A 14,417-nucleotide genomic window follows, 5' to 3' on the forward strand; every position below is an offset into this window, starting at 1 on the left:
TCCCCGACTACCGCAGCTTCGCCCTCGACGTGCCGCGGCCCGGCGGCAGCCGCGGCGAGGCGACGAAGGCGATGGGCCAGCTGCTGCGCGACGTCATCCGTCAGAACCCCGAGACCTTCCGCCTGATGGGACCGGACGAGACCGCGTCCAACCGCCTCGACGCCGTGTTCGAGGCGACCGACCGGGTATGGATGGAGGACATCCTGCCCGAGGACGTCCACCTGGCGCATGCAGGCCGGGTGATGGAGGTGCTGAGCGAGCATCTGTGCCAGGGCTGGCTGGAAGGCTATCTCCTGACCGGCCGGCACGGGCTGTTCTCCTGCTACGAGGCCTTCATCCACATCGTCGATTCGATGGTGAACCAGCATGCGAAGTGGCTGAAGGTCACCCGCGAGCTCCCCTGGCGACAGCCGATCTCGTCGCTGAACTACCTGCTGACCTCACATGTCTGGCGGCAGGACCACAACGGCTTCAGCCACCAGGACCCAGGCTTCATCGACCACGTCGTCAACAAGAAGGCCGACATCGTCCGGATCTACCTGCCGCCGGACGCCAACACGCTGCTGTGGGTCACCGACCACTGCCTGCGCACCTATGACCGGATCAACGTCATCATCGCCGGCAAGCAGCCCGCGCCGCAATGGCTGGACATCGACCAGGCGGCCAGCCATTGCCGGGCCGGCATCGGCCGCTGGGATTGGGCCGGCAACGAGGGCGACGGCGACCCCGATGTGGTGCTCGCCTGCGCCGGCGACGTGCCGACGCTGGAGGCGGTCGCCGCCGTGTCGCTGCTGCGCGAGCAGTTGCCGGCGCTGCGCATCCGCCTGGTCAACGTCGTCGACCTGATGGCGCTGCAGCCGAAGGAGCAGCATCCGCACGGGCTGCCGGAGGAGGATTTCATCGCCCTGTTCACTCATGACCGGCCGGTGATCTTCGCCTTCCACGGTTATCCGCAGCTGGTCCACCGCCTGACCTACAAGCGGACCAACCACGACAATTTCCACGTCCACGGCTATCGAGAGGAGGGCACGACGACCACGCCCTTCGACATGGTGGTGCTGAACCAGCTGGACCGGTTCCACCTGGCGATCGCCGCGCTCGACCGGCTGCCGCAGCTCGGCGCCGACGCCGACCGGGCCCGGCGCCGGTTCCAGGATCGGCTGGCTGAGCATCACGACTATGTCCGGCAGCACGGCCGCGACATGCCCGACATCGTCGATTGGAGCTGGCCCGCCCGCGGTACCGCGGCGCCGTTCGACTGACATGGAGATCCTGGCCCTCAACGCCGGCTCGTCGTCGATCAAGCTCGGCCTGTTCGAGGAGCGGGACGGCCGGGCCGTTCGCCGCGCCAAGGCCGTGCTCGACCTGAAGGGACGGCCACCGGCGCTGCGGCTGGAGAACGTTTCCGACGCGATCGAGATCGGCGTCGCGGATGCGGATGACCTGCAGGCCGTGCTCGGCGGCTGCCTGTGCGTGCTGGACGATCGGCTGGGCCTCGGCGGCCTGGCCTTGGCCGGGCACCGGGTGGTGCATGGCGGCGAGGCCTTCACCGGCCCGGTTCGCATCACCGAGGCGGTGTTCGGGCAAATCGCGGCACTGGTGCCGCTGGCGCCGCTGCACCAGCCGCCAGCGCTGCGCCTGATCGAGGCGATGGGCGCGCTGCGGCCCGGCATCGTCCAGACCGCCTCCTTCGACACCGCCTTCCATGCCGGGCAGGAAGACCGGGTGCGCCGCTTCGCCCTGCCCCGGCCGCTGCACGACCGCGGCATCAAGCGCTACGGCTTCCACGGCCTGTCCTACCGGTTCATCGCCGATACGCTGCGCCGCGACCATGCGGCGATCGCGGCCGGCCGCGTGATCGTCGCCCATCTCGGCAGCGGTGCCAGCCTGTGCGCCCTCGAGGACGGCGCCAGCGTCGAGACGACGATGGGCTTCTCCGCCCTGGACGGGGTGCCGATGGCGACCCGGCCCGGGGCGCTCGACGTCGGCGTGCTGCTGCATCTGCTGGGGCCGGGTGGCATGACGGTCGCGGAGGTCGAGGACCTGCTGTATCACCGCGCCGGGCTGCTCGGCCTGTCCGGGATCAGCAGCGACACCCGCGAGCTGCTGGCCAGCGCCGACCCGGCGGCGCACGAGGCGGTCGACATCTTCACCTTTCGCATCGCCCAGGCGGTCGCCGCCCTCGCCGTGACGCTGGGCGGGCTCGATGCCCTGGTCTTCACCGCCGGCATCGGCGAGCACCAGCCGGAGATCCGCGACCGGATCCGAGAGCGGCTGGACTGGATCGGCGTGGCGCCCGGCGGCAGCATCCCCGTGCTCGTCATCCCGACCGACGAGGAGCAGGTCGTGGCGGACGAGGCGCTGCAGATCCGGCCGATGCCGGGCTGACCAGGCCTCTCGCCCGGGTTCGGACTGCCGTCCTGCCCCAAATGTCCGGCTTCACAATCCGCCCCTTTGCAGCGGATACTGCCAGTCTTCGAGGGAAACGACCACAACCCGCAACAGGGTGGGAACCCACAACAGGGTAGGCAGATGACCTGGATTCTTCGTTTCGCAGCAGCGGCGGCGGCCGCTGTGCTGGCTGTTGCCGTCCCGGCCGGCGCCGCGCCGCTGGTCGAGACGCCGATGTATGAGCAGGATGTCGCGGCCGGCAAGCTGCCGCCGGTGGCCGAGCGCGTGCCGCAGGCGCCGCTGGTCGTCGACCTGGCGGCGGAGCAGAAGGAGCCGGGCAAGCCGGGCGGCGAGATCGCCTGGATGGCCGGCCGCGCCCGCGACATCCGCATCATGAACACCTACAGCTACGCCCGGCTGGTCGGCTACGGCACTGACTTCAAGCTGCATCCGGACATCCTGCAGTCGGTCGATGTCGACGGCGAGAAGGTGTTCACCCTGCATCTGCGGCCGGGCCACAAATGGTCCGACGGCCAGCCCTTCACCAGCGACGACTTCCGCTACTTCTGGGAGGACGTGTCGCTGGACAAGGAGCTGATGCCTTACGGCCCGGATTCACGGCTGCTGGTCGATGGCGAGCAGCCGAAGGTCGAGTTCCCGGACGCGCAGACCGTGCGCTACTCCTGGTCCAAGCCGAACCCGGACTTCCTGCCGGCGATCGCCGGGGCGACCCCGCTCTACATCTTCGCGCCGGCGCATTACCTGAAGCAGTTCCACAAGAAATATACCGACGCCGCGGCGCTTGAGGCCCTGGCCAAGGAGGCCGGCGCCCGCAACTGGGTGGCGCTGTACACCCAGCGCAGCAAGCTGATCGATTCGGCCAATCCCGACCTGCCGGTGCTGGAGCCCTGGATCAACACCACCAAGGCCCCGGCCGAGCGCTTCGTGTTCGTCCGCAACCCCTACTACCACCGCATCGACGGCCAGGGCCGGCAGCTGCCCTATCTCGACCGCGTCATCGTCAACGTGGTCGAGGGCTCGCTGATCCCGGCCAAGACCGGCACCGGCGAAGCCGACCTGCAGGCCCGCGGCCTGCGCTTCGACAACATCAGCTTCCTCAAGGCCGGGGAGCAGGCGGGCGGCTACAAGGTGCGGCTGTGGCCGACCGCGCTCGGCTCCGAGGTCGCCCTCTATCCGAACCTGAACTGCAACGACGCCGACTGGCGGGCGCTGAACCGCGACGTCCGCTTCCGCCGTGCCCTGTCGCTGGCGATCGACCGCGACGAGATCAACCAGACCGTGTTCTTCGGCCAGGCCCGTCCGAGCCAGAACACGGTGCTGCCGGAATCGCCCTATTACGACGCCGCCCAGGCGGCGGAGTGGACCCAGCTCGACCTCGACAAGGCCAACGCGCTCTTGGACGAGATCGGCCTGACCAAGCGCGACGGCGACGGCATCCGGCTGATGCCGAACGGCAAGCGGCTGGAGATCGTGGTCGAGAGTGCCGGCGAGCGCAGCCTCGAGGCCGACATCCTGCAGCTGGTCCGCGAGAGCTGGGCCAAGATCGGCGTGGCGCTGCACACCGCCCAGTCGCAGCGCGACGTGTTCCTGCAGCGGATCTTCGCCGGCGACACCGTGATGTCGGTGTGGATGGGCATGGACAACGGCCTGATCACCCCGACGACGGTGCCGTCGGAGCTGGCGCCGGTCGACCAGAACTGGCTGCAATATCCGAAATGGGGCCAGTATGTGCAGACCGGCGGCGGCGCCGGCGAGAAGCCGGATGTCGAGTTCGGCGAGAAGCTGATGGCGCTGTACGACGAATGGCGCGGCACCACCGACACGGCCCGCCGCGACGCCATCGTCCGCGAGATGCTGAAGATCCAGTCGGACGAGGTGACCTCGATCGGCACGGTGCAGGGCGTGCTGCAGCCGGTCGTGGTCAAGGCCCGGCTGCACAACGTGCCGGAGAAGGGCATCTTCTCCTGGGACCCGGGTGCGCATTTCGGGGTCTATCACCCCGACACCTTCTGGGTCGACCCGTCCTGATTCCTGCGAAGCGCCCGGCCCCTCGGCCGGGCGCTGCCGCCTCAGACGATCACACCTCGTCCCACTCGTAGCGCTTGGCGTTGTCGCGGTACCACTTGGCGATGGCCGGGATCTCCTCGGACAGGCGGCGCCGCGGCGCCCAGCCCAGGCTGCGCAGCCTGTTGGAGGAGATCGAGTAGCGCCGGTCGTTGAACGGCCGGTCCTCGACGAACTCGACCACCTCCTGCATCTCGACGCCGAAGGCGTCGCAGATCATCCGGGTGACCTGGAGGTTGGTGTATTCCTCGTCCGAGCCGATGTTGTAGACCTGCCCGATCTTGCCGACCTCGTTGATCAGGGCGATCGCCTCGGCCATGTCCTGCGCCGCCAGGTAGTGGCGGACATTGCTGCCGTTGCCGTGGATCGGCAGCTTCTCGCCCCGCACCAGGCGCAGGCAGAAGCGGGAGATGATCTTCTCCGGATACTGGCGGGCACCGAAGATGTTGTTGCCGCGGATCATCAGGATCGGCATCCGGTAGCAATGGATCAGGCTGCGGACCATCATCTCCGCCGCCGCCTTCGAGGCCGAATAGGGGTTGGTCGGGTTGAGGATGGTGTCCTCGTCGACCTCGCCCTCCAGCACCTCGCCATAGACCTCGTCGGTCGAGACGTGGATGATCCGCGGCACCTGGTTGATCCGGCAGGCCTCGAGCAGCGTGTGGGTGCCGAACACGTTGGTGTGCACGAAGCGGGTCGCGTTCATGAACGACCGGTCGACATGGCTTTCGGCCGCGGCGTGGATCACCAGATCGGCCCCCGCCGTCGCCTGGCGGCAGAACTCCGGATCGCAGATATCGCCGACCAGAAGCTGGCGCCGGCGGTCGTGCAGATGGTGCACGATGTTCTCGATATCCGCGGAATAGGTCATCTTGTCGAAGAAGACGAAGCGGGCCTCCGGGTACCGCGCCACGAACAGGTCGGCCAGATGCGAGCCGAGGAAGCCGGCGGCCCCGGTGATGACGATCTTGTTCAACCCCCAAGTCTCCTTCCAATGGCCAGACAGGCCGCACGGATACCGTCGCGATCGGCGACGGGGCCGAAGCGCGCGACGAAATGGTCGACATCCATCGTGAACGCATCGCGAATGGACGGATCGATAATGCTGAGGCTGCCGCGGCCGTAGCCTTCGAGGATCCACATCGCCAGCCAGCCGACCTCGAGCGCCACGCCGGAGCCGAGGTTGAACAGCCCGCCGGGGCGTGCCTCCACCACCTTGACCAGCGCCGCGGCGAACGCCTCGACTGGCAGGAAGTCCTTCGGGGTGAAGGGGTTGACGTCGTAGCGGATCACCCCCTCCTCGCGCAGCGACCGCAGCAGCATGCCGAGAAAGGTGCGGCGGCCGGGCACGTCCTCGAAGCCGAAGACGTTGGACAGGCGCAGGATGGTGAGGTTCGGGCCGAACCGGTCCCGCAGCAGGTCCTCGGTGACCAGCTTGTTGCGGCCATAGGCGTCCTGCGGCGCCGGCACCCGGGTCTCGACCAGCGGCTGGTCCCCGGCCGGGCCGTAGACCTTGCGGGTGCTGATCATCACCGCATGCGCATCCGCCGGCATCCGCCCGTCGCGCTGCGCCCGGCCGATCGCCTCGGCCAGGGTACGGTCGCAGTCGAACGCCGGGTCATAGGCCTCGCGCATATAGCGCGGGTCGAGGGCGAAATTGATGACGCAGCCGATGCCGTCGAAGGTCTCGGGCCGCGCCACATCGGCCCAGGCGGCGTGGCGGATGCCGTCGGCGCCATGGGCCTCGATGAAGCTGCGGGCGAGAAAGCTCGACCGCCCGATCACCAGCACGTCAGCCACGCATCCACCCCCACACAGACCCGGCCCCCCGGCCCATCCTTTTTCTGCGTCGCTATTGCGTCCGCAGCATGGCAGAGAGCGCGCGCCGCCAGTCGGGCTGCGCCAGCCCGAACACCCGGCCGATCTTGCCGCAATCCAGCACCGAATTCGACGGCCGCCGTGCCGGGGTCGGATAGTCCGAGGTCGCGATCGCGTGCAGCACCGGGGCGGCACCGCCCTTCTCGGCGAAGATCGCGACGGCGAAACCGTGCCAGGTCGTGGCCGGGGCGCCGGCGAAGTGGAAGGTGCCCCAGCCGTCGAAGCCGGGCGCCAAAGCGCGCTCGCGGATCGCCAGGATCGCGGCGGCGATGTCGACCGCCGCGGTCGGGCCGCCGCGCTGGTCGGCGACGACGCGCAGCTCCGGCCGCTCGGCGCCGAGCCGCAGCATGGTGCAGACGAAGTTGTGGCCGTGGGCGGCGAAGACCCAGGCGGTGCGCAGGATGACGTGGCGCGGCAGCGCCGCCCGCACCGCCGCCTCGCCGGCCGCCTTGCTCTCGCCATAGACCGACAGCGGCGCGATCGGGTCGTCCTCGCGCCACGGCCGGTCGCCGTCGCCGCGGAAGACGTAGTCGGTCGAGATGTGCAGCAGGGCCGCCCCCGCCTCGGCGCAGGCCTGGGCGATCACGCCGGGCCCGGTGGCGTTGACGGCGAAGGCCTGGTCGCGGTCGGCCTCGGCCTTGTCGACCGCGGTGTAGGCGGCGCAGTTGGCGACGAAATCGGCGCCGTGGACGACCGCGGCGACCGCGGCGGCGTCGGTGATGTCGACCTCCGACCGCGCGAATGCCCGCACGTCGAGGCCCTGCGCCCGGGCCAGATCAGACAGCTCGCGCCCGACCTGGCCGCCGGCGCCGAGAATGACGAGCGTCATGCCGCGTGCCCGAGGCCGATGCGGCTGCGCTCGCCGGCCCGCGCACACCAGTCCCGGTTGGCGATGTACCAGGCGATCGTCTCCCGCAGCCCCTGCTCCAGGCTGTGCTTCGGCCGCCAGCCCAGCTCGGTCTCCGCCTTGGTCGGGTCGATGGCGTAGCGGGCGTCGTGGCCCGGCCGGTCGGTGACGTGGGTGATCAGGCTCTCATAGGGCTGCGCCACCGGCTGCAGCTCGTCGAGGATACGGCAGATCTGGCGCACCAGGTCGATGTTGGTGCGCTCGGACCGGCTGCCGACCAGATAGGTCTCGCCCGGACGTCCCTTGGCGATGATCGCCCGCAGCCCGGCGGCGTGGTCGTCGACATGGATCCAGTCTCGGACGTTCTCGCCCTTGCCATAGATCGGCAGCGCCTTGCCCTCGAGCGCGTTGAGGGTGACGACCGGGATCAGCTTCTCCGGATATTGGTACGGGCCATAGTTGTTCGAGCAGTTCGACACCATCACCGGCAGGCCGTAGGTGCGGTGCCAGGCCCGGGCCAGATGGTCGGAGCCGGCCTTGCTGGAAGAATAGGGCGAGTTCGGCTGGTACGGGTTGGTCTCGGAGAACAGGCCGGTGGCATCGAGCTCGCCATAGACCTCGTCGGTCGAGACGTGCAGGAAGCGGAAGCCGTTGCCGTCGGGCAGCCCACGCCAATACTTCACCGCCGCATCCAGCAGGCTGGCGGTACCCATGACATTGGTGCGGACGAAGGCCAGCGGGTCGTCGATCGAGCGGTCGACATGGCTCTCGGCCGCCAGGTGGTAGACGATGTCCGGCCGATGCTCGGCGAACAGCGCCCGCATGGCGTCGACGTCGCAGATGTCGGCCTGGGCGAAGCGATGCCGGCCGGTCGCGTCCAGCCCCGCCAGATTGTCGAGATTGCCGGCATAGGTCAGCTTGTCGACGGTGACGACGGTCTCGCCGTCGGCGACCAGTTGGCGAACCAGGGCCGAGCCGATGAAGCCGGCACCGCCGGTGACGAGGGTGGTCATGCTGCACCGTATTGGAAATGGGCGGGGGCGTCGGCGAGGCGCGGCCAGCTGCGGTCGCGGTCGTTGACGGTCATCCCGGCCGGCGGGATCGGCCAGTCGATGCCGAGCTCCGGGTCGTCCCAGCGAATGCCGCCCTCGGCCTGCGGCGCGTAGCCGGAGGTGACCTTGTAGACCACCTCGGTGTCCGGCTCGAGCGTGACATAGCCATGGGCGAAGCCGGCCGGGACCCACAGCCGCGAGGGCTCGGCCGCGGTCAGGGTCACCCCGATCGAGCGGCCGAAGCTCGGCGAGCCGCGGCGGATGTCGACGGCGACGTCGAAGATCGCGCCGCGGATCACGCCGATCAGCTTGCCCTGGGAATTCGGAGCGGTCTGGTAATGCAGGCCGCGCATGGTGCCGGCGGCGGCGCTGCTGGCCTGGTTGTCCTGGACGAAATTCATCGGCAGCCCGGCTTCGGTGAACTTCTGCAGGCTCCAGGTCTCGAAGAAGCGGCCACGCTCATCACCGAACACGCGCAGCTTGATCAGCTTGACGTCTTCGATATCGGTCCCAACCACCTGAACCAAGATTTGTCCCCACGAAACCAACACGCAGCCGAAGGCGCTGCAACCTAGTGCGGATGCCTGCCGTTGTCGACATGGCTGATTCGCGGCTCGACGACAGGACGCCCCGGGCATTCGGTCGCGGCCGGCGACGCCGTGGCACAATCGCGATCAGCCGGTGTTAAAGCACGAGACGATCCGGACGGAGGCTGCCGTGGCGACCGTTGCGCTGACCTGCATTGAGACTGTCGCCGACCTGGCGACGCTGGAGGGTTCCGGCGCGGCGCTGGCTCTCGGCTATCACCGGCCGGGCGACGGCGGCGGCGGCCAGTTCGCCTGGGACGCCAAATCGGACGCCCAGGAGGATGGCGGGCTGGTGTTCCGCGGCTCGGCAGCGGCCGGCCGGTGGATCCGCCTGGCCCAAGGTGCCGTGGATGTCCGCTGGTTCGGCGCCCAGGGCGACGGCGCCACCGACGACACCGAGGCGATCCAACGGGCGTTCGACACCCACCGGGCCATCTACCTGTCGAGCGGCACCTATCTGGTGGGCAATCTGCGCTTCGGCACCAACCGGACCGACGGCGAGCAATCGATGCACGCCCCCGCCATCGCGGGCGACGGGCGCAGCTCCAGGCTGAAGGCCAAGCCGGGCACGCAGGGCTTCGTGCTCAACGCCCAGGCCACCGCCGGGCTGCTGCTGCGTGCCTTCCTGGTCGACGGCAACGGCCAGTGCGGCGGCATCGACACCGGCTGGCAGAAGGGCCTCGGCAAGGCGCAGTTGAACCGGTACGAGAACATCTGGGTCGAGAACTATGCCGGCCCGATGGGCTGGCAGGCGCTGCACAACGAGGATACCAGCTTCGTCGGCTGCATCGTGCGCATGCCGCAGCCGGCCGATGGCGACGCCATCGCCATCAGCGCCGACTGCACCGGCGGGATCGTCAGCTTCGACCGCTGCGTCTGGTATGGCGCCAAGCTGGTGGTCGACTGCCAGAATGCGCGCTTCAGCGCCTGTGGCGGACACGGCATCCAGGTGCTCGGCCGCTCGGTCAACCTGCTGTCCTTCAACGGCTGCTATCTCTACAGCAACGCCAAGTCGGGCCGGGTGGTCTGGACCGATCCGGCCAGCAAGGGCCACATCAACAGCATCACCTCCCGCGGCACCATGTGGATCACCACCGGCAAGGAGAGCAACGTGGCGATCTTCGGCGGGCGGTACTTCGCCGGGATCGATTCGACCGGCGACGAGTTCGTCACCGACGGCAAGGGCTCGAAGGGCCGGATCCTGGACGACGACGTGGCCAACAACAGCGGCCAGTTCGTGTCCCGGGCCCATTTCCGGAGCGTCACCTTCGTGCCCGAGCTCGTGATCACCGACCCCAGCTCCGGCGCCATGAAGGCGAGCTTCCAGAACTGCCGGACGGGGGGACTGAACGTTGCCGACCGGCTCTATATCGGCAACCCGTCGACCCAGCGCGTGCTGCTCGAGCCGAACGGCCTCGACGTCTCGAACGCCGCGACCCCGGACACGCAGTTCCGCATGTTCAACGAGACGCGGACGGTCGCCGGCGGCGAATGGCAGCCGGTGTTCGACCAGCCGATGACCCAGGGCAGCGGCCAGGTCTACATCGTCAGCCGCGGCGGCCAGGGCCCGGCGCTGCATGCCCGCCTGACCCGGGCCGGCGACCAGGAAAAGGCGGACCAGCTTGCGGTCCTGCAGGACCAGAACGCCGCCGATGGCGGCAAGATCGAGATGCGCTGGCCGGCGGGCAAGAGCCCCGAGTTCCGCGTCAACGGGACCGGCAAGATCGTGGTCGAGATCGTGTCGGAAAGCATGGGCCACTGATCCGCCACAATGCCCCCGGCCGGTTCAGGCCGGCGGCGAAGGAAGCTGCCATGTCCGTCTGATGGGGGGGTGCCCCCGTCCCTTTCGCATCCGATCCGTGCGACCCTGCACGGCGATCTCACCGCCGCAGCTTCACCTGGGACCGCTGCGCCGAGGGCGTCCGCCGCGCCCTGCACCAGGCGGCGGGCGCGTAGGCGTCAGGCGCTGCGCCGGGCCTGGCGCAGCATCCGCTTGGCCGCCTTCGCCGCCTGGAACGCCGGGAAGCAATGGGTGACCAGGAACAGCTTGGGATCGGTCCAGGCGAGGCGCCGGGCCATCTCCGGCACCGTGTGCAGCTCGGGATGATCGAGCGGGAAATCGCCCGAGCGCACCAGCCCCATCGCGATGCCCAGCAGGCGAGTCTTGTAGCGGCGCAGGTTCCGGTACGTCTCGGGCTTCAGCCCGGGGGCGTCGATCAGGCCTTGTACAGCCTCCATCGAGCGGACATAGCCGATGACATGGCGTTCGGTCAGCCTGCTGAAGGAGATCGAGTTCTGCCGGATGCGCCAGAGATAGAAGTCCCGGCTGCTGAGATAGGTCAGCCCCGCCTTCATGAACAGCCGTGGCGTGTATTCGACATCCTCGTGCAGGATCGGCAGGAATTCGATGCCGTTGTCGCGCGAGACGGAGCGGCGATGAACATACATCCAGGCCATGGGGAAGAAGCGCCGCCGACGGCACAAGGCATTGAAGGCATCCTCGCCGCTCGGGAACGGGCCTTCGAGGCCGAGGTTGTAGCGGACCTCGACCGAATTCGCCGCAGTCTCCGCCGGGCCGGTGAAGGAGAATGTCGAGAAGCAGAACAGGTCGATCCCCGGATGCCGGCTATGCACGTCGTAGAAGCACCGGACGAAATCCGGGTCCAGCACGTCATCCGAGTCGAGATAGTAGATGAAGTCACCGGTGGCGACCGCGACCCCGTTGTTGCGGGCCCCGCCAAGGCCGCAGTTCCTGGTGTGCAGGATCCTGACGTTCGGGACATCGCCGTACAGCCGGTCGACGAGCCGCCCGCTTCCGTCCGTCGAGCCGTCGTCGACGATGATGATCTCATGCACCGGGGCGGTCTGCCGGAGCACCGAATCGACCGCCTCCTGGACGTAGTCTTCGACGTTGTAGGTCGGAATGATGACCGACAGCTTGGGCGTTGAGACCTGCATCGTTTCCCCGTCTCTAGGCCGCAAACAGCTCGCAATCGTCGACGCGGTTGGTCCACGCCTCGAAATAGGTCGAGTTCTTGCCGTAGGAATTGTCCAGCAGCACCGTCTTCATGCCCAGGAGGCAGGCCAGGATGTGGCCGTGCATGCGCGACGTCACGATCCGGTCATAGGCCAGGATCCGTTTGACCGACTTCGCCACCACGCGGTCGCTGTAGCCGTACCAGAAGGGTTCGACCGGAACCAGCTTGCGGCCGGTCACGCCGTTGACCTGGTCGGTCCTGCGGGTCAGCAGTTGGATCATCCGATCCTGGCGGGTGGTGAAGTCCGGCCAGTCGAGCGGCTGGTCGATCTGGCCCCGGAACATCTCGGGGATGGCGACCGTCTCCTCGTCCCGGCGCATCATCCACAGCGTGCCGCCGCCGGTGGCCCCGGCGGCCTTGCGCGGCAGCTTGCCCCACAGGAAATGCGCCATGTCCGGGCACAGCTCGGCATTGTTCGAGAATTCGCGCCGGAAGACGTCGTAGGTCCGCTGGTCCCGCGCCAGGAAGTGCAGGTCCTTGTGCTGCGCCATGACCTCGGCGGCCAGGCGCATCTTGGCCGGATCGCTGAAATGCATGGTCTGCGGGAAAATCACGATCCGGTGATCGCGATAATGGTTGATGATCTTCTGCCGCAAAAGCTGGTGCGGATAGTAGATGTCGCCGAAATTGCCGCCGCCATGCAGCACGATCGTCACATCCTTTGGCACCACCGGGAAGTTGCGCTCGTGCCACGGAAAGCCGAAATACGAATAACGGCGGATCACGTCGTACCGTCGATCCTCAAAGAACGCTTCCGTTCCCTTGAGGATCAGCAGGTCACCAACATTGAAGTGCAGCGGATAGTCGATATATAGAATTCGACTGCCGGGCTTTATATATTGATCGATGACGGAAAGGCGGCTCTTCAGATAATCCATGCCATGCATCTTGAACCGCGCCTTCCGAGCCCGAGAGACTCGCCCTATTGATCAAACGGAGAGATATATAGCAATCCGCGTCGAGAGTTCGACGGGGTTATAGAATAGAGCCGGGAAAGATGGCAATGCCGTGGCGCATCGCCGGCGTCACGCCCCGGTGCCGCCGACCCGCAGCCGGCCGACCGTCTCGCGCAGCCCCCGGATCATCTTCCAGTTGAACAGCGGCACGGTGACCGCCGCGGTGACCATCCCGGCCAGGATCGCCGCCACCAGCCGAAGCACGGCCGGCGCATCGGCGAGCAGATGCTGGGTCAGCAGGACCGCGGCGGTCATCGCCGCCATCGGCGCCAGCGGCCGGACGACGGCCCGGAGCTGGTTCCGGACCGGAATCCGGGCATAGTGGCTGACCAGGAGGAAGCCCCAGGGCAGCGAGACAAGATTGCGGGCGGCCCACCCGAGCACCACGACGACCAGCGCCTGCTCGGCCGTGATGAAGCCGCTGGTCAAGGTGATCACGCAGGCGACCAGGGCATAGGGAACGATGACGTTCTGATGGCCCTTGGCCCGCAGCAGCGGCCCGGCCAGGGCCCGGGACAGCAGGAAGAACCAGGCCGCGGCGAAGATCTGGATCAGCGGCGCTGCGGGCTGCCATTGCCGGCCGAAGACCAGGGGAACCAGATCATCCGCCACCAGGGCCAATCCGATGAACAGCACGCCGCCGGCGACCGTGAGCAGACTGGTCGCCGTCAGGAAGGCCCGGTTCGCGTCGCGGTCGTTGCGGTCGAGATCGGCGAAGAACGACAGGCCGAAGCGGACGACATTACCCTGGATCAGGTTGCCGACCTCCTCCACCAGCCGCTGGGCGAACTGGAAGTAACCAAGGGCCACGGCACCGTGAAAATAGCCGACCTGCAGCGCGAAGATGCGGGTGGTGCCCTGCCACAGCAACTGCTCGATGCTCATCGAGCCGCCGAACGACGCCAGCGACCGGAACTCGCGCCAGTCGAAGCGCAGTCGCGGCACCCGCGGCATGGCTCGCCACAAAACGATGGCGGACAGCGCGTTGGAGATCAGCACGCCGCCGACCATGGCCCAGGCCCCGGCCCCGAGCCAGCCGAGGACGCCGATGACGACGACCTGCGAGATCCGCGACAGCATCATCCGTCGGGTCAGCACATTCGCCCGCATCTTGCGGGTGAGCAGCGCGGTCGGCACCGCCATCACCGCGTTGAGCAGCAGCAGGAAGCCGGTCACGCCGAGCAGCAGGAACAGCGTCGGGTCGTCGAACAGCCAGCCGACCGGGGCGGCGATCAACCAGCACAGGGCGACGCCGGCGACCCCGAGCGCCATCAGGCCGGTGAAGGCGGTGTCGGTGACGCTGGCATGGACCGAGCGATGGCGGATCAGGGATTCCTGGATGCCCAGGCCGGTCGCCAGGCCGAGCAGCATGACGAGCCCGATGGCGATGCCGGCGCGGCCGATATCCGCCGGTGACAGGAACCAGCCCGCCACGAAGATCGAGGCCACGCCCGACAATGCGTTGGACACCGCCTCAGCGACCGCCCAGGGCGCGGCCCGCATCACGCGGGATTCCAATCTCTTCGACATTGATCCGCCAGATCCGCCCAACTGGTCACGCACCGTCGCCGGACCGAAGACGG

At 68.1% G+C, this 14,417-nt stretch carries 11 protein-coding genes and 1 pseudogene; 4 read left to right on the forward strand and 8 right to left on the reverse strand.

Annotated elements, in window-relative coordinates; all coding sequences use genetic code 11:
• From FFK22_RS23350 to FFK22_RS23360, 3 genes and pseudogenes are all read left to right on the forward strand, one after another.
• Window positions 1-1,262 (forward strand): annotated as a pseudogene (locus FFK22_RS23350) (phosphoketolase); the annotation flags it as partial.
• Between the two features lies 1 nt (window position 1,263).
• Window positions 1,264-2,388, forward strand: a complete 1,125-nt coding sequence (locus FFK22_RS23355; protein ID WP_138888938.1) for an acetate/propionate family kinase — start codon at window positions 1,264-1,266, stop codon at window positions 2,386-2,388.
• Between the two features lie 144 nt (window positions 2,389-2,532).
• Window positions 2,533-4,440, forward strand: a complete 1,908-nt coding sequence (locus FFK22_RS23360) for an ABC transporter substrate-binding protein (protein ID WP_138888937.1) — start codon at window positions 2,533-2,535, stop codon at window positions 4,438-4,440.
• 49 nt (window positions 4,441-4,489) lie between these two features.
• Here the strand turns inward: FFK22_RS23360 and FFK22_RS23365 are convergent, their stop codons facing one another.
• Genes FFK22_RS23365 through rfbC form a run of 5 tightly spaced genes read right to left on the reverse strand, consistent with a single transcriptional unit; the run spans window position 4,490 to window position 8,771 of the window.
• A complete protein-coding gene (locus FFK22_RS23365; RefSeq protein WP_186002613.1) occupies window positions 4,490-5,452 on the reverse strand; it encodes a dTDP-glucose 4,6-dehydratase in 963 nt (320 codons plus the stop codon).
• Complete coding sequence (locus tag FFK22_RS23370) at window positions 5,449-6,276, reverse strand: NAD(P)-dependent oxidoreductase (RefSeq protein ID WP_138888935.1); 828 nt, start codon at window positions 6,274-6,276, stop codon at window positions 5,449-5,451. The genes FFK22_RS23365 and FFK22_RS23370 overlap by 4 nt, the downstream gene beginning before the upstream one ends.
• 52 nt (window positions 6,277-6,328) lie before the next feature.
• Window positions 6,329-7,183: a dTDP-4-dehydrorhamnose reductase gene (gene rfbD / locus FFK22_RS23375; protein WP_138888934.1), complete on the reverse strand. Its 855-nt coding sequence runs from the start codon at window positions 7,181-7,183 to the stop codon at window positions 6,329-6,331.
• Complete coding sequence (gene rfbB / locus FFK22_RS23380; protein ID WP_138888933.1) at window positions 7,180-8,214, reverse strand: dTDP-glucose 4,6-dehydratase; 1,035 nt, start codon at window positions 8,212-8,214, stop codon at window positions 7,180-7,182. The genes rfbD and rfbB overlap by 4 nt, the downstream gene beginning before the upstream one ends.
• Complete coding sequence (gene rfbC, locus FFK22_RS23385; protein WP_306770158.1) at window positions 8,211-8,771, reverse strand: dTDP-4-dehydrorhamnose 3,5-epimerase; 561 nt, start codon at window positions 8,769-8,771, stop codon at window positions 8,211-8,213. The genes rfbB and rfbC overlap by 4 nt, the downstream gene beginning before the upstream one ends.
• 199 nt (window positions 8,772-8,970) lie before the next feature.
• Between rfbC and FFK22_RS43130 the strand changes: the two genes are divergently transcribed.
• Window positions 8,971-10,602, forward strand: a complete 1,632-nt coding sequence (locus FFK22_RS43130; protein WP_186002614.1) for a glycosyl hydrolase family 28-related protein — start codon at window positions 8,971-8,973, stop codon at window positions 10,600-10,602.
• A 197-nt stretch (window positions 10,603-10,799) separates the two neighbouring features.
• Here FFK22_RS43130 and FFK22_RS23395 read toward each other — a convergent pair whose 3' ends face one another.
• The 3 genes from FFK22_RS23395 to FFK22_RS23405 form a co-directional block, all read right to left on the reverse strand.
• Window positions 10,800-11,798, reverse strand: coding sequence for a glycosyltransferase (locus FFK22_RS23395; protein WP_138888931.1), 999 nt, complete (start codon window positions 11,796-11,798; stop codon window positions 10,800-10,802).
• A gap of 13 nt (window positions 11,799-11,811) precedes the next feature.
• Window positions 11,812-12,756, reverse strand: coding sequence for a polysaccharide pyruvyl transferase family protein (locus FFK22_RS23400; protein ID WP_186002615.1), 945 nt, complete (start codon window positions 12,754-12,756; stop codon window positions 11,812-11,814).
• Window positions 12,757-12,903: 147 nt separating this feature from the next.
• Window positions 12,904-14,364 carry an oligosaccharide flippase family protein gene (locus FFK22_RS23405; protein WP_138888929.1) on the reverse strand — a complete coding sequence of 487 codons (1,461 nt, stop codon included), beginning with the start codon at window positions 14,362-14,364 and terminating at the stop codon, window positions 12,904-12,906.
• Window positions 14,365-14,417 lie beyond the last annotated feature (53 nt).

It is taken from the genome of Mycobacterium sp. KBS0706 (genome assembly GCF_005938675.2).
Taxonomy (GTDB): Bacteria; Pseudomonadota; Alphaproteobacteria; order DSM-16000; family Inquilinaceae; genus Inquilinus.

Coding starts and splice junctions, on each gene's coding strand:
- FFK22_RS23355 (WP_138888938.1), top strand. CDS start 1,264: ATGGAGATCCTGGCCCTCAACGCCGGCTCGTCGTCGATCAAGCTCGGC.
- FFK22_RS23360 (WP_138888937.1), top strand. CDS start 2,533: ATGACCTGGATTCTTCGTTTCGCAGCAGCGGCGGCGGCCGCTGTGCTG.
- rfbD (WP_138888934.1), bottom strand. CDS start 7,183: ATGACGCTCGTCATTCTCGGCGCCGGCGGCCAGGTCGGGCGCGAGCTG.
- rfbB (WP_138888933.1), bottom strand. CDS start 8,214: ATGACCACCCTCGTCACCGGCGGTGCCGGCTTCATCGGCTCGGCCCTG.
- FFK22_RS23395 (WP_138888931.1), bottom strand. CDS start 11,798: ATGCAGGTCTCAACGCCCAAGCTGTCGGTCATCATTCCGACCTACAAC.
- FFK22_RS23400 (WP_186002615.1), bottom strand. CDS start 12,756: ATGGATTATCTGAAGAGCCGCCTTTCCGTCATCGATCAATATATAAAG.
- FFK22_RS23405 (WP_138888929.1), bottom strand. CDS start 14,364: ATGTCGAAGAGATTGGAATCCCGCGTGATGCGGGCCGCGCCCTGGGCG.